Here is a 21,613-nt window from a genome sequence, read left to right on the forward strand (position 1 = left end):
AGCCCCCTCCGACACGGAGGGGGAACAGGTACCCTCTCATACAGGAGCAGAGCTGCTCCCCTCCCCGCATCGGGGAGGGGCTGGGGGAGAGGTAAATCTCCATCTTGAAGACAGATGGATACTCTCACGATTGAACCGTGTGGTCGAAACGGTCAACTCCAGCCTGGCGACATACAACATGGACGTAGCCGCCCGCGCTCTCTATGAGTTCCTGTGGAGCGAGTATTGCGACTGGTATATAGAGCTGGCCAAGCCGAGGCTCAGAGGCAGCGACGAGGAAAAGCGCCAGGTCCGGTCGATCTTGTATCACGTATTGGAAGCAACCCTGCGGCTGCTGCACCCGATCATGCCGTTTATCACCGAAGAGATTTGGCAGGCTCTGCCGCATGAGGGCGAGAGCATTATGCTTGCGCCTTATCCCGAGGTCGATTCGAGCATGCTCGACGATGAGGCCGAAGCCCAGATGAATGCCGTTATGGACAGCACTCGGACTGCCAGAGATCTGAAGTCATCGAAAAATATACCGATCCGGCAGTCGACTGTAATGGCGTTTCAGCCATATCCGGGCAAGGAACTGACTGAGCATGAAAAGACCCTTATCGAGAGACTATCAGGTGCGGTGATAGAGCTGACGGACGTTCCTCGTGATCTTGAGAGCCATATAGCCGGGACGGTTCCAAACTTCGGGACATTCTTCATGAGCGTTCCCAAACTCAGCGATGATGAGCGAAAAGCCGAGCTTGCCAGGATAGATAATGAACTCAAATCGATAGAAAAGGACCTTTCCAGGTCGCAGGGCAAGCTTGCAAATGAGGGGTTCGTCTCAAAAGCTCCTGCCGCTATTATCGAGAAAGAGAAGAGGATTGTAGCCGAACTCTCTGAAAAGAAACAGAAGTTGGAGGATAGGAAGAAGTCTTTAGCCTAACCTCTGAATTTTTGCTTTGCACCTCCAGGTATGATGCCTGGAGGGATTCGACAGGAGTTAGCCATATAAACGTCGAAGTATTTCCAATGTAGTTCATCGTGTGAGGTGGCAGATGCGAAAATCTATCTTGCTTGGAATGCTTCTTGTGTTTGTTTTGTCAAGCTGCGCATACGCGGATAAAATTACTTACGACCCCAGCCTGGTAAAGCATACTGCTGCCACGACCAAATCAGCCGACGAGCGGTTGGACCAAAAGATCACCTACACCTCAACAAACAAGCGCCTGCACACCATTCTGGAAGAGCTCAGTAAAGAAACAGGCGTGGTAATCCGCAGCGGCAAAAATGCAAACGACTGGCAGGTGCGCGACCTGCCGCTGTTTGTATGTGTGAAAGACATGCCTCTGGGCACTTTGCTCGACCATATATCGAATGTTACTCACCTGCTGCTCAGCTCGACAACAGTAGATGGTGTGCCGCAATATAGAATGTGGCTCGATGCCGCAAGGCGCAAAGAGATTGAGCAATACCTGGCTAAAAGAACAGAGCAAGCTGTAGCAAAAGAAAAATGGACATGGGATGAATGGGTCCGTCTAGGCCAAATGCCTGAATCCGAATTAAGCAAGAGTGTGGAAAGGCATACCTCCGAGCCGGATGGTTATACATATCCCAGTGAAGCAGAAGTGGATTCAGCCGTTAAATTTGCAAAACTGATGGCACAACTGCCCGCTCAAACCAAGGACAAAGTCTTTGCCGGGGAGCCACTCATTATAAAAACAAAGGATGCGCCGGCGGCGTTTAGTGAGCAGTTAAAGGCTATGTACCACAGCCAGTGGGAGTATCAGCAGCGGGAACAAGAAAGAGCGGCTCTTGATGACCCGGAATATGCCGACTATTTGGCCAAGCGGAAGGTTAAGGAACCGAACTTGGAAGATCTCTCGCTTGCCATTGAACTCTCCGGTGATAAATATCCAAATCTGAGCGCAAAAGTAGAAGGAAACCTGTCGCAGTCGTTCTACATGCCAATGTATGGCATACACATGTTCTGGCATAAAGCTTTCAATACAATACCGGAAGAACTGAGATATCCGGAAGAACCATTGTCAGATTGCCCAAAGGGTTTTTCAGAACTCTCATATGATGAAGAATCAGAAGCCAAGGGCGACAAATTCAAGATTGAAAAGCCGTCAGGAAATAAAGAACCGACTATCGCTGATATGTGGGCGCTAGTGTCTAAGACGTCGGGCTACTCGATGATCTGCGAGGATTTTGTAAGCAACAAGGGATATTATGGGGACGAGGAATGTATATTTGGCCAGGAGATGGTCTTAGCCAAAATGCTGGGGCTTGTTGGGTATGACGTTAACTGGCTGATCGACGACAGCACTAAGGTACTTATCGGTTCAGCGGACGAATGGTGCGACAGGCATGTAAACCTTATGCCTGAAAAGCTGCTGAAAACACTGCAGTATAAACTCGGCAAAGACGGCCTCGATCTGGATGATGTAGTTCCGCTTGCCACCTTCACTCAAGATCAGCTCAATGAATGGGTGCTGGGTTCCAGAGATTTTAATGGCCTTTACTTCGGCATTACAAACGACGATATGGCTTTATGGCGGTTATATGATTCGCTTTCATCCGGGGACAAGGTTCTGGCAAAGTCGGAGCAAGGCGTATCTCTGGCTAAAATCGATCCGAAACTCACCTCTGAAGTGTTTGCAAAAGTTGCCTATGAGAAACGCAGGCAGGCAGGCGGTAGTGATCTGGAGACTTTCGGTAGAGCACTTATGTCGGACCCGGAACTGAATGTAAAAATAACAGATTGGATAACTAAGCAGCATCCCGATCTTACGGAAGATAGTGGTGATAATGATGAGGAGGATATGATGCTGATTATCTCGGAGATTAAGCAGCAATTTCCGAAGTTGTTTGAACCTGTCACCATCCCAACTGATCCGCTGCAAATTTCTGGTCTCACACTTCGCGTAAAGCGCCGCAATACGGATGCATTTGCAATTCTGGGTTCCGATGAGGAGTCAGAGCAAAATGAAGTAATGCACAGCTATACCATGAACATTACGGGAGACGGCGTCAATATAAATGTCATGGCGCCCTGCTTCAGCTTTCCCGTTTATTCGGAAAAGCGCCAGAGAGAGTTAACACCTGACACCGACGATCAAACGCAATCGCCGGATACAAGCGAGCAGTGATTCAGCATTCCTTACTTGAGCGCAGAGTCAACAGCATTTGATATGCTCTTGAACCTGTCTGCGTTGTATTCATTCTTCTGGATCGCTTTTATCACCGCGTTGGAGTCCACCACCACAACCACAGGGACTTTGCTGCTCACATCATAGGCCTTGGCAGTCGAACCATTGAAGTCGAGCATCAGCGGGTCACTGGTCTCTTTCCTGATCCTGGATTTTGCGATCCCGCGGCCTATGCCCGGGATAGTGTGCAAATCCATAAGGCCCAGGAGCTGGATTTTGTCGCCGTATTTCTTTTTTAGGTTATCTACCCATGGCCCCATAGCTCTGCCCGAGTCTCTGTTTGCCGCAACTACTACTACAACCTTACCTGAGAGACCGGATAAATCCCAGGTCTTGCCGAACTGGTCGTTGAGTTTGAAATCCGGGGCCTTTTCGCCTGTCTGAAGCGCCATCGCACTCAATGCAAGCCCAAAACTAAAGACTGCCGCCATAACTGTTATCAACCGTGAACTGCGCATGATATTTCCTCACTAATGCCGTGGCTGTTTTTATATACGTCTCTGTCACAGTTGTCGTTACCCAACATACGAAATACGCAAAACGCGCAGGTGCTAGGCTGATTTGGATTTGGCGATACGTGAGTATGAGCGTGGAAACGACTCCGGGGTAGGTCTCACTTTTGATATGATCACAAGATGGCGGGTTATCTGTGTTTGAGGGATTTTGATTTTTTCGACCCTCTGCACTCGCCCGCCAAGCTGGCCAATTATTGGTCGCGCATGATTGAGCTCTTCGTCAATTATTTCGCTCTTTTGAGCCACCACATACCCGCCGACCTTCACCAGCGGCAGGCAGAGCTCGGCCAGGATTGCAAGCTCGGAGAGAGCGCGGGCATAGGCTATATCGAATTTTTCTCTGAAGTCTTTATCTTTGCAGATATCTTCGGCCCTTCCATGGACCGGGTAAACGTCAGAAAATTCCAGCAGATCGACGGCCTGGGAGATGAACTTTACTTTTTTGAATGTCGAGTCGAGCAAGCTGACATGCAGGTCCGGCCTGGCTGTTTTGATCGGGATGCCGGGAAAACCAGCGCCTGATCCCACATCTATCACACGAGCGTTCTTCTTTGGTTTGAGAGCGGCAAGGCATGTCAGCGAGTCCAGAAAATGAGATGTGACTATCTCTTGCGGGTCGGTGATTCTGGTCAGGTTGAACTGCTTGTTGGTCTCGACAAGAAACGCGGCGAAACGGTCGAACTGGTCCAACTGGCCATCGGACAGCTCTATCCCGAGTTCATACGCTCCTGAGTGAAGATCGTCTATGTTTATGAATGGCATTAGAAAAACCTTAAGTATAATACAGAAAAACGAGAGGTTGCACCCTCACCCCAACCCTCTCCCCCAGGAGAGGGGGCCGGTGATCCGGGTTCTCCGCTCTTTGCAATTTTATTGAAGAGAGTCCAGTTATCCGGGAAACAAGCTTTATACTTCGCGGGCGAATGCCCCGAAGGTTAGTCATCTTTCAAGGCTGCTTCGGCACAATCGTATCCGAAGCATATTCTATGAGATGCGTTAGCCCTGATTATTGACCTTGTATAAAGGTCTATGCGATAATTCGAGTAGTAATCAGAATCTAGGGTATACCCCATTATACACACTCGCCGCCATAAGGAACAACCGAAGCTATGCACCGATTTAAGATCCCATTCTACGCTTTATTGATCATAACCGGCTTTTATGCGCTATATTTTGCAGGGTTGGGAGCAAACCCCCTGCTGGACCCCGACGAACCGATATACGGGCAATTTGTAAAAGAGATGGTCAGAGGCGGCGACTGGCTTACCCCGCATTACGCCGGCAAGCTCTGGTTCGACAAGCCGCCAATGTACTACTGGCTCGCATCCGCCGCAGTAAAGACCTTCGGGCTCTCTGAGTTTGCCTTGCGGCTGCCGTCCGCACTCTGCGCTGTCGGCATTGTGCTGATGGTCTTTGCGCTCGCGTCATACGACTTCGGCAAACGCGCGGGCATATTTGCGTCTCTGGTGATGGCCACGTCCCTGATGCAGATAATAATGTCACATGCGGCTGCAACCGATGCGATAATGGTCTTTTTTCTTGTGGCGGCGTTGTATGCCTACAGGCGATGGCTGGATGCGACGGGACGGGCGCGTCTGATGTGGATCGCGATATGCGGAGGCGCGACAGGTTTCGGAATGCTGACAAAAGGACCTGTGGTGCCGCTGCTGCTGACGGCGACTTTTATCGTTCATCTCTGGTGGACAGGATCACTTAAAAAACTGAGAGCGGCTGACGCGGCGCTGGGGATTATGACTGCGCTGGTTATAGGGCTGCCCTGGTATATCGCGATGTATGCGATGCATGGCAGAGCATTTGTGGACGGGTTTATAATAACCAACAATCTTGCCCGCTTTGCAAAGCCGCTTCATAAGAGCCAGACAGGCCAGTGGTATTCGTACTTGCGAAACGTGCCTATAATGCTGGCGTTTTTTCTGCCGTGGAGCGTATTTTTGCCTCAAGCGATTGCTGGAAGTTGGCGGGCAAACAACGGCGCTAAGCTCTTGATCACATGGTTTGCGGTGGTGATGGTCTTTTTCTCAATCTCAAAGACTCAAAACTTCACCTACACCTACCCGGTATTCCCTGCGGCAGCGATACTGGTGGGAGTGATTTTTGCAAAAGCGACAAAGGGAGAGCAGAAGTCGGCCAGGTCGATCTCAATAGGGATTTGGGCAGGACTTGCGATTTCATTACTGCTGATGGCGGCTTTGGTCGTCTTTGCAGTAATGCGCTTCCCGGCTGTGATATTGTCTGCATCTATTATGGGTATCAGCCTTGTCGGCGCATTCGTTATATCGCTAATTGGAGCAAAGACCCGCCGGTTGAAAGTCACGGACGCGGCATGGATCACCACAGTCGGAATGCTTGTCTTTACGCTGGTTCTTGTATGCTGCGCCATGCCTATAGTTTCCCGACAGAAGAGCACAAGACTCATTGCCGAGCGCATTGCCGATTTGAACGGAGTAAAAGTCGTTGCATTTAACCTGTGGAAACCGGGGTTGTTCTATTATCTCGACAAGAAGCCTATAGACATTAAAAACCAGACCCAGGTCAGAAGTTTTATGTCAGAGAGTTCCCCGATTGTTATTATCTGCAAGGAAGATGATGAGGAATGTATCGAGAGGGAAGGTTCAATAGAGCTGTTCGGCCTCGGCGATTTGGATGTATATCCGAACCATGAGTACATGCGGCAATGCAAAAGGCCTATTGCGAAACAAGTCGCACACAATTCATTTGCATGCGACTTGTCCAATGTCCGGCCGAAATTATAAATCCTGTTAATTCGGCGCCGCTATTAAGTTTTCGCTATTAATTTTTCCCAGTTTAGAGACGATCTCGCCTGCCGACTTGTTCCAAAAAAACTGCCAGCATTGCAATATCGGCAGGGGTCACGCCGGGTATGCGAGACGCCTGCCCCAATGTGGTCGGCCTGATGCGGGTAAGTTTTTCTCTTGCTTCGCGGGAAATCGATTTCATATGATCGTATTCGACGCCCTCGGGGATGGATTTTGCTTCCATCTTCCGCGCCTGAGCCACCTGCATTTCCTGGCGCTCGATATAACCGCTGTATTTGACCGCAAGTTCCACCTGCTCCGCCACATCCGGCGGGACATCGCCGTTCTTGACTGCCCTGGCGATATCCGAGTAGCGGATTTCAGGCCTGCGCAATATCTCTTCCAGTGAACATGCGCGGTCGGTCAGATCCAGACCCAGCGAGTCCAGCACATCTTTATCCGACGGCTTGACATATGTCTGAGCCAACCTTGTGCGTTCTTTGCCGATGAGCCGGGTCTTATGTGTAAAACGAGACCACCGCTCGTCATCAACCAGCCCTGCCTCACGGCCTATGGGTGTAAGTCGAGTATCGGCGTTATCATGCCGCAGCAAAAGTCGGTACTCAGCGCGGCTGGTTAGGAGCCTGTAGGGGTCGTTGACTCCCTTGGTCACCAGGTCGTCTATCATAACCCCGATATAACCCTGGTCGCGGCCGATGATAATCGGCTCTTCGCCCTTGATCTTACGTCCGGCATTTATCGCAGCCATAAGACCCTGTGCCGCTGCCTCTTCATAACCAGAGGTGCCGTTTATCTGACCCGCGAAAAAGAGACCATCAACCTGCTTTGTCTCAAGTGAAGGCGTCAGTTGGGTCGGCGGGGCAAAGTCATACTCTATGGCGTAACCGGGCCGCAGCATCTTTACATCTTCAAGACCGGGGATGCTCTTCAAAAACTCGAGCTGTATCTCCTCCGGCAGACTGGTGGACATGCCCTGGACATATATCTCGTCAGTGGTCCAGCCTTCTTGTTCCAGGAAGACCTGATGCCTCTCTTTATCCGGGAACTTGACCATCTTATCTTCTATCGAGGGGCAATATCTGGGCCCTACACCGTGTATTCGCCCGCCGTACATAGCCGAGCGCTTGAGATTGCGCAGGATTATTTCTTTTGTCCGGCCGCTGGTATAGGTGAGATAACACGGAAGCAGACCCTCTCGCTCTATATGACCGGACATGAAAGAGAACGGCCCTGCGTCCGGTTCGGAGTCTTGTCTCTCGCATTTGGTCAGGTCGATGCTCTTCTTATCGATTCTGGGAGTGGTACCTGTTTTGAGCCTTCCGAGTTCAAACCCGAGCGAACGGAGGCTGTCGGAGAGTTTATTGGAAGCGAACTCTCCCGCCCTGCCTGCGCAAAACTGCGTCTCGCCGATATGAATCAGACCTTTGAGAAACGTGCCGGTAGTAACGACTACGCACTTCGCGCCATACTCAATACCCGTCTGCGTGCGTATGCCTATTACCTGTTTTGCCTCGGTTATGATCTCTTCGACCATAGCCTGCTTTACATCCAGCCGGGGCTGGCGCATTGCGGTGGAGCGCATAAAGTCCTGATATCGCCGTTTGTCTACCTGCGCGCGAAGGGCATGCACGGCAGGCCCTTTACCTGTGTTGAGCATGCGAATGTGGGTGTAGGTGGCGTCGGTCGCAAGAGCCTGCTGTCCGCCGAGAGCGTCTATCTCGCGAACGAGATGTCCTTTGGCCGGCCCGCCGACGCTGCAGTTGCACGGCATGTGGCCGATTGTCTCTATATTGATAGTGACGAGGAGTGTATCCAGACCCATCCTGGCGGAAGCCAGCGCAGCCTCACAGCCCGCATGCCCCGCCCCGATGACTATAACATCATAGCTTTGCATAACAGATAAATTATAGCATATCTGAGGGTTTCACCCTCAGACTCCCAGGGCGAACAATATGTCTTCACTTTGTTCGGGCAGATTTAAAATCTGCGCCGAAATGGGCCAAATGGCATCTCTGATGCCACTACCTAACGCTTATATGCAGGCTTAGCGTTTAGCGGGATCATAGATCCCGAGATTGCCCAAAAGGGGCCAGATTGCAAATCTGCCCCAACAAAGGATGCGTTAGCCCTGTTCAGACTCCCACCGGAGTCAAGAGACAGAGTCTCTGGCAAATTGAATTGTTCACTCCGACTAAATATGCAATTGTGTGAACAATTCAATTTGGATGGGGTTTGGGGCAAAGCCCCAAATACGCTTATATCATCACTGGGCTGGTTCGCTTGAGCATTGTGACAATGGCGATTCCGTGTTCCCATGTGAGGTTCACTTCATCCATCAACTGGCGCATAAGGTAGAGTCCTCGTCCGCCCTCTCGATTTATATCAACTCGGCTGGGAAACACAGGGCAATCGGGACCTGTGCAGTTGTTTCTGATTTCGACCTTAAGGCAGTCCGGCAGCATCACGCACTTTACCTCTACGTTGGGATTGTCTTCAGTAGGGCAGCCGTATTTGACCGCATTGGTGCACGCTTCACCAACGGCGAGCTTGAGGTCCTCTATCTGGTCGGCGTCAAAACGCATTCGCCGGGCGACGCCTTCTACGGCATGGCGGACAATCGTGACGTATTCAGGAGAGCTGGGTATCTCCAGTTGCATGACTTCGCCTTGTCTCAAAACTAATGCCTCCATAAACTCGCGAGACGCATGACTAATTTCATTATTGGCCATAGGCCGACTCGACTTTATGGAAATTACAGAGCGGAACACATCAGGCTATAAATCTATACTTGATAAGGGCCCATATGCACTCGAGACCGTCGCGCCAGGTAATCTTCTTGCCCTCGGCATGTGTGCGGGCCTGATACCAGATCGGGACTTCGATAAACCGATAGCGGCGTTTCAGAAGGCGCGCGGTGACTTCCGGGCAGAACTCGAATCGATTGCACCTGAGATCGAGGCTTTTTAAGACATCAGTGCGGAACGCCTTATAACATGTGGCTTCGTCGGTGACTTTGACACTATAGAGGACTGTTGCCATAAAGGCAAAGAGCTTGTTTGCGTAATAGTTAGCGAGCCGCATTTTTGGCTTGCCCTGCAAAAAGCGGGAGCCGTAGACCAGATCGGCCTTGCCGTCAATTATCGGCTGAATGAGTTTAGGATAATCGTTGGGGTCATATTCCAGGTCGGCGTCCTGAATAAGGACTATCTCACCGCCGACGTGCTCCAGCGCTGCTCGAATGGATGCGCCTTTGCCGAGGTTGGCCGGGTTCTCCACAAGTATTACGTCAGGCTGCGAACGCAGGAACTCGCGCGTGCCGTCCGTCGAGCAGTCGTCGGCGACAATTATCTCCTTATCGATATCCACCGCGCGGACACGCCTGAGGACTTCTTCAATTGTGGCCATCTCGTTGTAGGCCGGTATGATAACACTGAGCTTCATCTAATTACATATACGGCCGCGCTGCCCAAACCGTCTCCATTCGGAAAAATTTGCTCGAAGAGTCCCTTGTCTATTGCATCGTATATTGCCTGTGTGCCCTTGCCGCGTTTCGGGAAGAAACGATAGTTTATCATAACATGGGTCACGCCGCGGCTTTTGAGATATCGGACCAGTTCTTCTGACGAAGCATAGTTTCGGGTGAACTCGGAATTGTGACCGGGGTCGGCCCAGACATACGCCCTGTCGAGGTAAAAGCCGCGAGTGTCGCCGAAGAGAGCTATCTTTGCGCTGCCGGGCAGGTTTTCATTGATCCATTGATCGGCAGGATATATATCGAGTGTGCGAGAAAGATATTCATCTCGGCTCTCACGACCCAAAACTACCGGCACGGCGTTTGTTACAGCCGGGTAGAGCGTCAAGATGCCGAAGATCGCTGTCAAGATAAAGACCGTCCACAGCGCAAAACGCGATATTCGCAGTCTCTCATCATTGTATGAAAGCGCTGCAATCAGGATGGCTAGAATGGCAAACCCCGGAACAAGATAGCGGCTCTGATGAGTGAGTGCAAACCATGTGATCAGAAAAACCAGGAAAAAGAACGCCAGGCCAATAAGTTTCCGGCTGCGATACTTTGCAAGCAGCAGAACCGGCAGCCCAACAAGAAATATTGGGCCGACAAAGAGCCCCGGCGTGTCATAAAATTTCTCTGAATAGAATGTCAGATTATACGGCAGCATCAGGAAAGCAGTAAGGTTATGTCCCATCCCGAAGAGAGACTGCTGGGTCGAATAGTTGTGCGCAAGCATGGCATTCCATTCCCTGCCGCCGAATATAGAATAAAAGAACGGATAGACCGGGTTGCCTGTGTAAATAATAGACTTGATATACCACGGCGAGCAGACTATCAGCGCAATCACGACAAACACAAGCCCCTGCTTAAGGCCGACAACACCGGAGTTGCGATCGCGCGAGAAGAAACGGTCGGTAAGCAGCCATGCCAGAATCAGCGGGATAGTGACCAGGCCCGTCATTTTTGTGGATGCAGCGAACCCTGCTGCAACAGCGCTGCCGATAAGATACTGCCTTTCCGGCTGATCCAGGTAGTTGAGCAGCAGATGGACTGCCAAGACAGTATAGAGAGCCGTAGCAAGATCAATATAGGCTGTTTCAGCCAGCCACATAACTATGGGCATCCCGGCAAAGGCAATCGCTGCAAGCGGCGCTGCTTTTGCGTTGAAATGCTTTCTTGCGAGTGTCATGATCGATGCGACAAGCAAGACGGCCGTCAGGTACGTGATCATCTTTGCCGCGGCAGGACTGTCGAACTTCAGCGGGAGAGTATACAGAGTCTCGATCAGCATAGGAAAGTTGGAGTGAGACATAAAGCTGATGTAATACATCCCGCCGTGATGCAGAAAGAGCTTAGGAACGGACAAGTGATACGCCAGGGAGTCCCAGTCAGACATTGACGGCGGAGCGAGAGCCGGGATCAGCACGGCAACTGCTATGATTACAAGAATGATGATTGATACCGTGCCAGAAAACTGTCTATCGCGAAAACACGAAAGAACGAAAGCACGAAATTCAGATAGAGTGCCATAGTTTTTGTTGATGATTGAAAATATGCCTAAGTAAGCGCAAACGACAAAGATGATTATAAGAAGAGGTGAGTTGAGAAGCTGGGCAGCGGATATTGCACAGAAAATCAGGGAGAGCACTCCCAGACCCAGGGCCATATCTACAAGAAATCTCTCGCCTGACGGGTCGGACTTGCGTGACCACAGTCCGCCTGCAACCCTGCCTGCGCCCACTGCGGCAAAAACCAAAAGAACCAGAAAAATTAAGGCGAAAAATGTCTCCACGTCTATCCTACGCTTTCGCCAGAGGTATCAGTTCGTTGAAAACACCGGTTATACGGCCTGAATCGAAATCTATGTCCACTCTGCCGGTATAGTTGGCGTAGAAGCCGTGATGAAATATCCACGTCCGGCCTACCTGCTCCTCGGCTAAGACATGAGTGTGGCCGCCAAGGATCATATCGATCCCTGGCACGCTTCCGGCCAGTTCACGGTCAGGTTTGATCCCAATGTGAGTCAGAGCAATAACTATATCGGCGTCTTTGCGCAGGTTGGGAACTATCTCTGCCGCGGCATCGATTGGCGACACAAAATAATAGTCCGACACTTTCTTTACCAGCATCTTCTCGGTGATGCACGGAACGCTGAGCCCGAACACTGCTATGCGGACTCCTGAGCGCTCGATAATGATGTGAGACGGTATTTTAGGCCAGCGATTGGCCTTGGATGGGCGGATGTTGGCGCTCAGGACTGGAAAATCTGCCCTTGAGGTTTTGGAATCGACGCCTATGCCCATAAAATGGAACTCTCGGTTGCCCATAGTAAGGGCATCATATGGCACTGAGTTCATCAGGTCCAGAGCAGGTTCTCCACCGGGACGCCAGTATATATTGCCGGACCATATAGCATCACCAGAGTCGAGCATGATGCTGCCGGGTGCTTCGGATTTCAAATCGCGCAGGCGAGTGGCCAACTCGGCAGTGAGCTTGTTGTGCAAGTCGGAGGTATGGAAGATTGTGATGCGCGCCATCAGGCGACGGCCTCCGGCCCCTTCTTAATGTCTTCCTCAAGCGCCATCTCATCAAGAAAGCTGCGCACCGCATCGCCCCAATTGCCGCCTGCTTTAAGGATTGTCTCGATAGCTTCGCGGACCGCGCCCTTTCCGCCGGGCAGCCTTGTGGTCATATCCGCGCGGTTTTTTACCTCATCGACTGCGTTCGATACAGCGATAGAAAAACCGGCGCGCTCGAAGGCGGGCAGGTCATTGAGGTCATCGCCCATATAAGCTATCTCATCACGTTCAAGAGAATAAAGGTTTGCGATATCATCGATTGCTCTGGACTTATAGCGCACGCCCTGATAGACATCCTCCACACCGAGCATGCGGGCTCGGCGGGTGACGGCTTCAGTGTTGTTGCCTGTAATCCAGGCAATTCGCAGACCATAGTTCATGGCAAGCCTGATACCCAGGCCGTCATAGACGCTGAAAGACTTCATCTGCTCGCCGCCGTGAAAGATCATTGCGCCGTCAGTGAGGGTGCCGTCCACATCCATCGCAAGCAGCTTAATGCATTTTAGACGATCATCCATTACACGATTCCTGCCGCGACAAGGTCTTTGAGCATCAGCATGCCTACTGGCTTGCCGTCGACTATTACGGGCATCTCACCGATCTGCCTGGGAGGAGTATCCATAAGGTGAAGACCCTCAGTGGCGAGTTTATCGGGCGAGATCGTCCTTGGCCCGGCGCTCATTACTTCCGCCGCCTGCTTGTTGAGCGCAGCCTCATCAACCAGAAGCGCACGGCGCACATCGCCGTCAGTGATTATGCCGGCCAGCTTGCCGTCAGCATCCACTACAAGCGCAGCGCCCGCTCCTGCCTTGGTGATGGCAAAAAGAGTGTCTCTGAGAATCGTATCCTGCTTGACGATGGCAACCGCGCTGCCTGTACGCATAACGTCGCTGACCCTGAGCAGCAGCTTTCTGCCGAGTGCGCCGCCGGGGTGGAAGAGCGCGTAATCTTCGCGAGTAAAGTGCCTTGCTTCCATTACAGCCAGGGCGAGAGCATCGCCCAGAGCCAGTTGGACGGCGGTACTGGTGGTAGGAGCCAGACCCAGCGGGCATGCCTCGCACTCCACACTTGTATCAAGCACCAGGTTGGCGTATGTGCCTAGTGTCGATCCGTCTCTGCCGACCATAGCAATCAACTTTGCACCAATGCGAGCTATCGCGGGCAGGATATTCACTATCTCCTGCGATTCGCCGCTGTTGGACAGCGCCAGCACGACATCGTCAGGTGTCACCATTCCCAGGTCACCGTGGATACCCTCCGCGGGATGCAGGAAAAGAGACGGAGTGCCCGTGCTCGAAAAGGTTCCGGCGAGCTTGCGGCCTATAGCGCCTGACTTGCCCATACCGGTCACTACCAGCCTGCCTCTGCACTTGAGTATCAGCTCGACAGCTTCGGCAAAGGCTGTGTCCAGCCGGCCACAGAGTTTAAGTATTGCCTCACCCTCGCTTTTCAAAGTGGCGGATGCGCGGGCTATGGCTTTTTGTCTGTCTTGTTCGTCAAAAACTTGCGGGTTCATACTTCCTCCGCCGCAATTATAGCAAAGACGGCTGAGGGTTACAACACGAACTAGTGTTCCCGTAACGGGGACTTGTCACATTTGCGAATGTGACCGTTGCTTCGGTTCCAGAGCAAAGCGGCGGGGCCGAAGCCGAGTCGTCACCTTCGATGGCGGCTTCGGCCGCTTCGCAACCGAAGCAACCCCGTGCGCGCTAATAATACAAGTCTTTGTTACATGAGCACTAGTCGGCTTTTGTCACGTTAAAGCGTATGTTGTCCATGTTTATGGGGTCCGCGGCATAGATATCATCCGAGGCGTACACATCGAGTTTGACCGGAGCCTTCACTGCCTTGATCTGGCCGACCACAGCCATCAACCCTTCAACCTGAGTTCCAGGGTCGGCCCCGGCAGTCAAATGAGGATCGGGGTTTGATATGGGGACAATACCCGCCCTAAGAGCGGACCGGCTGACATCAGTCTGCAGAAAAGATATCACAGACAGAAGTATTCGACCTTCGGACTGGCGCCCGTCGATCTTTGAGCGGGTTATAAACTTGCCTTTCGGGTATACAAGATTGTTGAGATAAAGACGAAGCTCCACCGGCGCTTGCTCGCCCTCAACAGTGTTTTTTGCGCAGACGATCTGAACGAGCGCGTCCGCACTCTGGAGCCTTCCGCTCGCAATCGCGCCGGCGGCCATATCCATGCACTCTCGCTCACCAATGTAGTTCTGAGCATCAAGCAGGAATATTACCTGCACTGCCCTATCATTATCGCCGACCTTTGCGCCTGCCTTTTCGGCTTTTCTGCTTACTGTCTCAAGCAGTGAGAGCAAATCGCCTTTAATTCCGAGTGTCGACTGGCGTGGCGAGATGATTCCTCGCCCGAGTTCGTCACCCTGACGAAAGATCAGATCAGAGTTCCTGAGTTCCATCGTCTCTTGCTGGAAGCTCAGGTTGCGATTGCCGAGTTCTACAATACGTTTTTGCTGCTCCATGAGTGTGCTGCGCTGCTCATCGATTTCGGCCTGCTGGCGTTTAATTGTCTCTTCTACTTCCGCAAGCTGCGCTCTGGTCCCAATGAGCTGAGCGCCTATGGTCGCAAGGCGCGCCTGGGCATTTGTCAGCTCGGTTTGTTTGATTTTTAGGTTGTTTCTGGCGATCTGCAGGTGCTTTTGAACGTCATCCAATTGTTTAGCTTTAGCTGCCAGTTCATGCTGGGCGGCATTGCTCTTTTTGCGGAGAGCATCAAGCTCTATCTTGCGGTCTACTATCTCTTTTTTAAGCCTTGATACTACCTCTACAGCGGCATTTCTTGCTCTCATGGCCTCAGATGCGGCTTTGCGCGCCTTGCCAGCCTCTTTCTGGAGCCTGTCTGCTTCTTTTTCGAGCAGCCTGCTGCGCGCCTGGAGAGCTTTGTTACGCACTTCAAGAGTCTTGCTCTCAGTTGCAAGGCGCTTGTTTTGCGAAGTCACTGTTTCCCACTGTGTGAAAGCCTCTCTAAAACTCTTGTCGCCGGCAAGCAGCGTGGCAAGCACTAGAGCGGAGATGATCATGCCGGTGATGGTGGTTACAATAATTGCAGTATAACGTGGGCGAAGTTGAAAGATAGTCAGGCGTTTCTTGCCCATCTTCCGGCCAAGCAGGTCACCGAAGTAGGCAATAAAACCGGATACCAGCACCAAGACTATTACGAAGATGATTGAATATCGCATAAATTAAAAATCAACTACTATACACTATCAGTTTGAAAGGCCGTGGAATATACACCTGCAATGTTAATGAATGTTTCTATATGCTAAAGGAATATACCTTCTGACTTATAATCAGGCTAGCCTGACATTCGCCATAATGAGTACAGCGAAAGCCAGAATGATCACACCTGCTCCACGATTTACCCATTTTAGCATATGGCGATCAAGGCTGTTGCTGACAAACCCAACTCCAATGCTCAGTGTCAGCCACCATAAGCTCGATCCTACAAACGTGCCTGACACAATCTCAACCGCAGAGGTCAAGCCATGGCCTATCGCTCCGACCCCCAACCCTGCGAACACGGCTGTATAGGAAAGGATCGTCATAGGGTTTGCGAGAGTGAGGACCACAGTCGACAAATACGCTTCGATGAGCCCTTCATGCCTGTGATCTGCGCTCATAAGAGCCGGCTTAGTTAAAAATATCTTAATCCCCAGGCATAATAGAAATACTCCACCAAACAGGCGCAGCCACAAACCATTGCTTATGAGAAAATGTGATATGGCAGTCAGACCGAAACCTGCGACAGCAGCATACATAGCGTCTGCGCTGGCTGCGCCCAAGCCGGAGACAAAACCGGATGCGCGGCCGTAGGCAAGGGTCCTGCGAATGCACAATATTCCAATCGGCCCGACAGGGGCGGCAATAGAGAAGCCGATTATAATACCCTTCGCAAAAAATCCCAAGGCCAAAACAGTTGCCTTTCAAAATTGTCTGATGGTTTGCTTTTATCCCTCCAGGTATCTTACCTGGAGGGTTGAGTCCATAATCCTACTTTCCCAATCCAGCCCTTATCTCATTCAGATGTTCCTGCGCGCACGGAGCCATCTGGAAGAAGTTGGTGAGAGTTTCACAACCGAAGTCATCGCAGTGAGCGCAATTGGCAAGGCCTTTGCTCGCCACACAGGACCTTATCGAGCACTCTGCGCAGTTCCCGCACTTACGGTCGCTTTCGACCATGCATCCGTCGCAATAGATACTCTCGGGCTTTATATCATTGCCGAACAGTTTGCTCCAGTCGGCTGCAACCTTCGCGATTGCATCAGGGTCGTTTGCCTGAGTCGCCTTATAGCCATCACACTCGCTGCAGTTGAGTCCACACGCGCCAATAATACTCACCATGTCTGCCTCCTAGGATCAATGATGGGTGTATTCTATCGAACAAATGTGCGTCTGTCAAGAAGCTGCCAGACGCATCATCAGCGCTTCCGTGGTAATAGGAGCGCTGGCGTTGCCAAGAATTGCCCGCTTTGCATGCAGTATTAGATCGATTGCATTTGCCAGTGGCCCGGCGTGCGGATAATGTGCACACTGAGACTTTATCTCATCAACCCTGTCCAGGTTCACCAGCGCTGCATTATCGCCCTGCAACTTGGCTGCCAGCAGGTCGCGATACCACACCAGCAGCATATCCAGAGACTCGATCACCGTCTCCCGGGCGCTCTTGTCATCGTCCGAGGACCTGAGAATACCCGCCAGTTTGAGAGCAAGCCATGGACTGCCCGAGCAGAGGTCATGCGCAAGTTTTATTATCATGTTTCGCCTATCAAAGAAAGACTCATTTCCGATAAGCTCGATCGCTCTGCCGGGGCAGCCCTGAGAGTATACCGCCAGGAACTGGGCCTCGTCTTTGCCTGCGCCGAAGTCCTCGATCAGCCTCGAAGCCAGATCGCCTGCATCGACTTGAGTAAACCTTATCAACTGGCACCGCGAGCGAATGGTAGGCAGCGCATTTGCCGTATTTCTAAAAAGGAGAATATTTATCAGATAATCCGGTGGTTCCTCAAGGAGTTTCAGGATGCAGTTAGCCGACTCCTCGTTGAGAGTGTCGCCCTGTTCGATGATATTGATCTTCCACTTTCCACGCGTCGGCGCGAATTTGGCCATCTCGCGCATCTCGCGCATCTGGTCTATCTTGGTGTTCTGACCTTCCGGCGACCAGATTCTGATATCGGGGAAGTTGCCATGATCGATGGCATGGCAGATTGCGCACTCGCCGCATGCGTGTCCTTCGCGTGGGCTCAGGCAATTTAGGGCTTTGCCGAACTCGAGTGCGAAAGTCGTCTTGCCTGTGCCCCTTAGCCCCAGGAACAGATAGGCGTGCGTAGGATTCTGCTCGCGCGACGCTCTGATGAGCACACGCTTTGCCATCTCCTGGCCTATTATTTTATCGAATCCTGCTCGGTCAGACACGTACGAACTTCTCCACATCCACCACGAATATAACAGCTCCCCCCACTTTCACCTTCACCGGGTTCATTATAACACCTGTCGCGCCCAGCGCATCAGGCAGAGGCTGATTGACATACTCGTCTCTGCATGGGCAGCAGCCTCGAATAGTTTCGATCACGTCGTCAACCTTATCTTCATCCGTGCCGATCAGAAGAGTCGTATTGCCGTCGCGCAAAAACCCGCCGGTAGAGGCGACTATTGTAAACTTGTACCCCGCCTGCAGCAGCGCGTCGCTTACTCTCTGTTTGTCCCTTTCATGAAGAATGGAGATCAATAGCTTCATAGACACCTCCGATTGGGTGATGGGTGTTGGGTGTTAGGCGTTGGGAAGAAACCCTGCACCTTAGCTAGAGCCAGCTTAACAATTTCATCAATGCTTTGCGTCGCATCAAGAAGCACAAATCGTTCACTCTCGGCTCTTGCCAATTCCAGAAAACCCTGCCTCACAGCCTCGTGAAATTCCAGTTTTTCGGACGATACTCTGTCGATCTTTTTCTGCCGCGCCAGTCCGTCCGACGCCGGCAAGTCGAGGAGTATAGTCAGATCGGGTTTGAGGCCGGACGTAGCGAAATCATTGAGCGCTCTGACCGTATTCTTGTCGATTCCCCTGGCGCATCCCTGGTAAGCGAGTGACGAGTCTGTGTAGCGGTCACATATCACTATCGCCCCACGCTGCAGCGCTGGAAGGATAGTCTCAGATACATGCTGCGCTCTTGCTGCTTCGAATAATAGCAATTCCGTGCGGTCGGATATTGCGTTCGATCTATCGAGCAGAATCTGCCTAATCTTGTCGCCGATGGCCGATCCGCCCGGCTCCTGAGAGACTAAAACCTCATGCCCTTCATCGCACAGCGCTTTTGCAAGCTCATGGGTAAGAGTGCTTTTGCCCGCCCCTTCTATGCCTTCAATTGTGAGAAAAAAACCTATGTGCTTTCTCCGGTATCAAGTAATAACCTCTGATGCTTCGCGGGCGAATGCCCCGAAGCTAAACACGCCGCACTTGAGAATTCCCAATCCTCCACATGTTCTACAAGTCCTGCCCTTACAGGGTTATTGTGGATATACTGCAGTTTTTCCAGCAATACAGCTTCCGTTGTTATTGGAAAAGCCCGGCCACGCTCCTTCCATATCCTTACAGTCGATTTTCCTGTGGCTTTGGCGTGGAATATCTGCGACCAAAGTCTTGCATGCGCATCTCCACGGTCGGCAGCAGTATCGGTCATAACTGCAAAAGTTGCTGATGATCTACTTAGAATTTGCCGTATGAACAGCTTAGTGTGATTCACATCTTCGGCCCATGCGATAATGTGGAAGTGATCCGGCATCACCACATAGCCCGGAATCTTGACACCGTATCCGCACCTGCAATCTTCAATTATTTCTACCAAACTACGTGCGGCCGTTGGGCTGCGCAGGATTGGGATTCCTTCGACGATTGAATTGGTCCAAAAGATGGCTGCGCCGTCTATGTATGTGTTATGGTGTCTTGATGATGCCACAGTTTGCCGGTCCTTGCGTCTGGGCTTCGGGGCACACGCCCGCGAAGTATGCTGGTAATCAGCTTGCCAAGCTTCGGGGCATACGCCCGCGAAGTATGCTGGTAATCAGCTTGTCAAGCTTCGGGGCATACGCCCGCGAAGCATATGGTAGATTACCCTTTGAATATTCTGACCCTTCTATAAGGCTCTGTCCCGACGCTCTCCGACGTTAGGTCAAACTTCTCCACCAACTGGTGCTGAATCCTCCTGAGGAAGCTCGACTGCGGCGAAAGCTCCTGCGCCTCGCCGGTCTCCATCAGCCGCTGGACGGCCTCTTCGACTTCACGCAGAGCCTCTTCTTCTTCGTTGGAGGGTCCAAGGTGGAAGATATCGCGCATCGCGCCCGCTATCTGCGCGTAGGTGTTGCTCTTAATCACATATACGGGCACGCCGCGCCGTTTTGCTTCCTGCAGCAGGCCGATATCCTTGCGCTCGTGAGTTTTAAGAGTGATGACGGCATTGGCCTCCCCGAAATCCTTCACGATATACGCCGGGACTTTAAGCTCCTTGATCGCGCGTTCCAGCCGGTTCCGGCTGACGCCGTATGGGAAGACTTTCACAATCGCAGTCATCGGGCGGCTCTCGACAACTTCATGCTCGTGTTCGAGCCTGGACCTCTGCGACTCACCCCTGGTTACCAGATCGCTTGGCTGAACGACTTCCACCTCGCCCTCAGGGTTTCGCACTCTTATCTCGGGCCGAGGCGGAGCGCCCCGCAGCATCTTGTCGACAATATCGGCCACGTCGTGATGGATCGCCAGTTTGTCCATCTCCATGATCTCGATCAATACATCGAAGGTGGGCGGGGCCTTGCGTTCGAGCACAGTCTTTTGGGTCCCGCGTCGCTTTGCCTCTTCGTCGGATAGAGTCACCGTCTGAATCCCGCCTACCAGGTCCGAAAGAGTGGGGTTCATGAGCAGATTATCGAGAGAGTTGCCATGCGCTGTCGCGACCAGCATGACACCCCGTTCGGCAATGGTGCGCGCGGCGAAAGCCTCCTGCTCAGTGCCGATCTCATCGATTACGATGACTTCCGGCATGTGGTTTTCGACCGCTTCGATCATTACCGCGTGCTGCTGATCAGGTGTTGCGACCTGCATCCGGCGCGCATGACCAATTGCCGGGTGCGGAATATCGCCGTCACCCGCGATCTCATTGGACGTGTCGACTATCACAACGCGCTTCTTAAACTCGTCCGAGAGTATTCTGGCCACCTCTCTGAGCTTGGTGGTCTTACCGACGCCGGGTCTACCGAGCATCAAAATGCTGCGCCCGCCTTCGACTACATCGCGTATGATATCGATCGTGCCGTAGACTGCGCGCCCAATCCGGCATGTGAGGCCGATTATATGCCCCTGCCTATTTCGGATCGCGGATATGCGGTGCAGGGTGCGCTCAATCCCCGCTCGGTTGTCTTTGCCGAACTGGCCGACTCTCTCGACTACATAAGCAATGTCCTCGGCTTTCACTGCAATATCCGAAAGCTGCATTACCCTAAGCGGAAATCGCGCTTCAGGTTCACGTCCCAGGTCCATCACTATTTCGAGCAGGTCCTCTACATCTTCCTGCTCCTCTAGTCTTTGGCGGATCAGCGCCGGCAGCACGTTAAGCAACTGATCTAAATTATCTGTAACCCTGAGCTGCTTTATTCCCAGGGCGTTTTTTTCAGTAATTGCCATAATTTATCAGGCTCCACTTTTGCAAATTTTTACCGTGCCGATTCAGCGGAAGCCATGCTTGCTCGGCACTCTTATATTTTCCTTCCCCGCCTGCAACCGAATTCCTGCAGGGTTGGTCAGGTATTGGGTGTTGGGTATTAGGTGTTGGAACCGGCGATCTGATGGTCCGGGATTTGAATCCCGGACCCAGGGTGCGTGTCATATCTACGGAATAAACCCCGTTGTATCGGGACACCCCTGTCCCGATACCTTGCTGCACCAGGGGCGTTTCGGGAGAAGGGTCTCCCGAAACAACTCTTTTCCGCAAATTTGACA

20 protein-coding genes are annotated in these 21,613 nt (G+C 52.0%); 3 read left to right on the forward strand and 17 right to left on the reverse strand.

Going from position 1 to position 21,613, the window contains the following annotated elements:
- Nucleotides 1-118 precede the first annotated feature (118 nt).
- Both ABFD83_04425 and ABFD83_04430 read left to right on the forward strand, forming a co-directional pair.
- Nucleotides 119-925 (forward strand): class I tRNA ligase family protein, encoded by an 807-nt coding sequence (locus tag ABFD83_04425; GenBank protein MEN6356312.1) that lies wholly within the window; start codon nucleotides 119-121, stop codon nucleotides 923-925.
- Nucleotides 926-1,037: 112 nt separating this feature from the next.
- Nucleotides 1,038-3,134: a hypothetical protein gene (locus ABFD83_04430; GenBank protein ID MEN6356313.1), complete on the forward strand. Its 2,097-nt coding sequence runs from the start codon at nucleotides 1,038-1,040 to the stop codon at nucleotides 3,132-3,134.
- Nucleotides 3,135-3,145: 11 nt separating this feature from the next.
- Here ABFD83_04430 and ABFD83_04435 read toward each other — a convergent pair whose 3' ends face one another.
- Entirely contained in the window at nucleotides 3,146-3,652 is a 507-nt protein-coding gene (locus tag ABFD83_04435) for a redoxin domain-containing protein (GenBank protein MEN6356314.1), read from the reverse strand.
- 93 nt (nucleotides 3,653-3,745) lie between these two features.
- Nucleotides 3,746-4,471, reverse strand: coding sequence for a 16S rRNA (guanine(527)-N(7))-methyltransferase RsmG (gene rsmG, locus ABFD83_04440; GenBank protein MEN6356315.1), 726 nt, complete (start codon nucleotides 4,469-4,471; stop codon nucleotides 3,746-3,748).
- Between the two features lie 347 nt (nucleotides 4,472-4,818).
- On the opposite strand from rsmG, the gene ABFD83_04445 reads away from it, so the two are divergent.
- Nucleotides 4,819-6,483 (forward strand): glycosyltransferase family 39 protein, encoded by a 1,665-nt coding sequence (locus tag ABFD83_04445; GenBank protein MEN6356316.1) that lies wholly within the window; start codon nucleotides 4,819-4,821, stop codon nucleotides 6,481-6,483.
- A gap of 52 nt (nucleotides 6,484-6,535) precedes the next feature.
- Here the strand turns inward: ABFD83_04445 and mnmG are convergent, their stop codons facing one another.
- The 15 genes from mnmG to ABFD83_04520 form a co-directional block, all read right to left on the reverse strand.
- Nucleotides 6,536-8,401, reverse strand: a complete 1,866-nt coding sequence (gene mnmG / locus ABFD83_04450; protein ID MEN6356317.1) for a tRNA uridine-5-carboxymethylaminomethyl(34) synthesis enzyme MnmG — start codon at nucleotides 8,399-8,401, stop codon at nucleotides 6,536-6,538.
- 361 nt (nucleotides 8,402-8,762) lie between these two features.
- Nucleotides 8,763-9,182 (reverse strand): ATP-binding protein, encoded by a 420-nt coding sequence (locus ABFD83_04455; protein MEN6356318.1) that lies wholly within the window; start codon nucleotides 9,180-9,182, stop codon nucleotides 8,763-8,765.
- A 94-nt stretch (nucleotides 9,183-9,276) separates the two neighbouring features.
- Nucleotides 9,277-9,948, reverse strand: coding sequence for a glycosyltransferase family 2 protein (locus ABFD83_04460; GenBank protein MEN6356319.1), 672 nt, complete (start codon nucleotides 9,946-9,948; stop codon nucleotides 9,277-9,279).
- The gene (locus tag ABFD83_04465) at nucleotides 9,945-11,810 is read right to left on the reverse strand and encodes a glycosyltransferase family 39 protein (GenBank protein MEN6356320.1); all 1,866 of its coding nucleotides are present in this window, start codon (nucleotides 11,808-11,810) and stop codon (nucleotides 9,945-9,947) included. The genes ABFD83_04460 and ABFD83_04465 overlap by 4 nt, the downstream gene beginning before the upstream one ends.
- 7 nt (nucleotides 11,811-11,817) lie before the next feature.
- Nucleotides 11,818-12,555 (reverse strand): metallophosphatase, encoded by a 738-nt coding sequence (locus ABFD83_04470; protein ID MEN6356321.1) that lies wholly within the window; start codon nucleotides 12,553-12,555, stop codon nucleotides 11,818-11,820.
- Nucleotides 12,555-13,115 carry an HAD hydrolase family protein gene (locus ABFD83_04475; GenBank protein MEN6356322.1) on the reverse strand — a complete coding sequence of 187 codons (561 nt, stop codon included), beginning with the start codon at nucleotides 13,113-13,115 and terminating at the stop codon, nucleotides 12,555-12,557. The genes ABFD83_04470 and ABFD83_04475 overlap by 1 nt, the downstream gene beginning before the upstream one ends.
- Nucleotides 13,115-14,113, reverse strand: coding sequence for a KpsF/GutQ family sugar-phosphate isomerase (locus tag ABFD83_04480; GenBank protein MEN6356323.1), 999 nt, complete (start codon nucleotides 14,111-14,113; stop codon nucleotides 13,115-13,117). The genes ABFD83_04475 and ABFD83_04480 overlap by 1 nt, the downstream gene beginning before the upstream one ends.
- Before the next feature lie 223 nt (nucleotides 14,114-14,336).
- Entirely contained in the window at nucleotides 14,337-15,809 is a 1,473-nt protein-coding gene (locus ABFD83_04485) for a DUF3084 domain-containing protein (protein MEN6356324.1), read from the reverse strand.
- 111 nt (nucleotides 15,810-15,920) lie between these two features.
- Nucleotides 15,921-16,541, reverse strand: coding sequence for a LysE family transporter (locus ABFD83_04490; protein MEN6356325.1), 621 nt, complete (start codon nucleotides 16,539-16,541; stop codon nucleotides 15,921-15,923).
- Nucleotides 16,542-16,620: 79 nt separating this feature from the next.
- Nucleotides 16,621-16,971 carry a DUF3795 domain-containing protein gene (locus ABFD83_04495; protein ID MEN6356326.1) on the reverse strand — a complete coding sequence of 117 codons (351 nt, stop codon included), beginning with the start codon at nucleotides 16,969-16,971 and terminating at the stop codon, nucleotides 16,621-16,623.
- Between the two features lie 54 nt (nucleotides 16,972-17,025).
- Nucleotides 17,026-18,042, reverse strand: a complete 1,017-nt coding sequence (locus ABFD83_04500; protein MEN6356327.1) for a DNA polymerase III subunit delta' — start codon at nucleotides 18,040-18,042, stop codon at nucleotides 17,026-17,028.
- Complete coding sequence (locus tag ABFD83_04505; protein MEN6356328.1) at nucleotides 18,035-18,364, reverse strand: cyclic-di-AMP receptor; 330 nt, start codon at nucleotides 18,362-18,364, stop codon at nucleotides 18,035-18,037. The genes ABFD83_04500 and ABFD83_04505 overlap by 8 nt, the downstream gene beginning before the upstream one ends.
- The gene (tmk, locus tag ABFD83_04510; GenBank protein MEN6356329.1) at nucleotides 18,361-19,008 is read right to left on the reverse strand and encodes a dTMP kinase; all 648 of its coding nucleotides are present in this window, start codon (nucleotides 19,006-19,008) and stop codon (nucleotides 18,361-18,363) included. The genes ABFD83_04505 and tmk overlap by 4 nt, the downstream gene beginning before the upstream one ends.
- Nucleotides 19,005-19,580, reverse strand: a complete 576-nt coding sequence (locus tag ABFD83_04515; protein ID MEN6356330.1) for a transposase — start codon at nucleotides 19,578-19,580, stop codon at nucleotides 19,005-19,007. The genes tmk and ABFD83_04515 overlap by 4 nt, the downstream gene beginning before the upstream one ends.
- A gap of 152 nt (nucleotides 19,581-19,732) precedes the next feature.
- The gene (locus ABFD83_04520) at nucleotides 19,733-21,298 is read right to left on the reverse strand and encodes a R3H domain-containing nucleic acid-binding protein (protein MEN6356331.1); all 1,566 of its coding nucleotides are present in this window, start codon (nucleotides 21,296-21,298) and stop codon (nucleotides 19,733-19,735) included.
- Nucleotides 21,299-21,613 lie beyond the last annotated feature (315 nt).

Source organism: Armatimonadota bacterium (assembly GCA_039679645.1).
Classification (GTDB): domain Bacteria; phylum Armatimonadota; class UBA5829; order UBA5829; family UBA5829; genus UBA5829.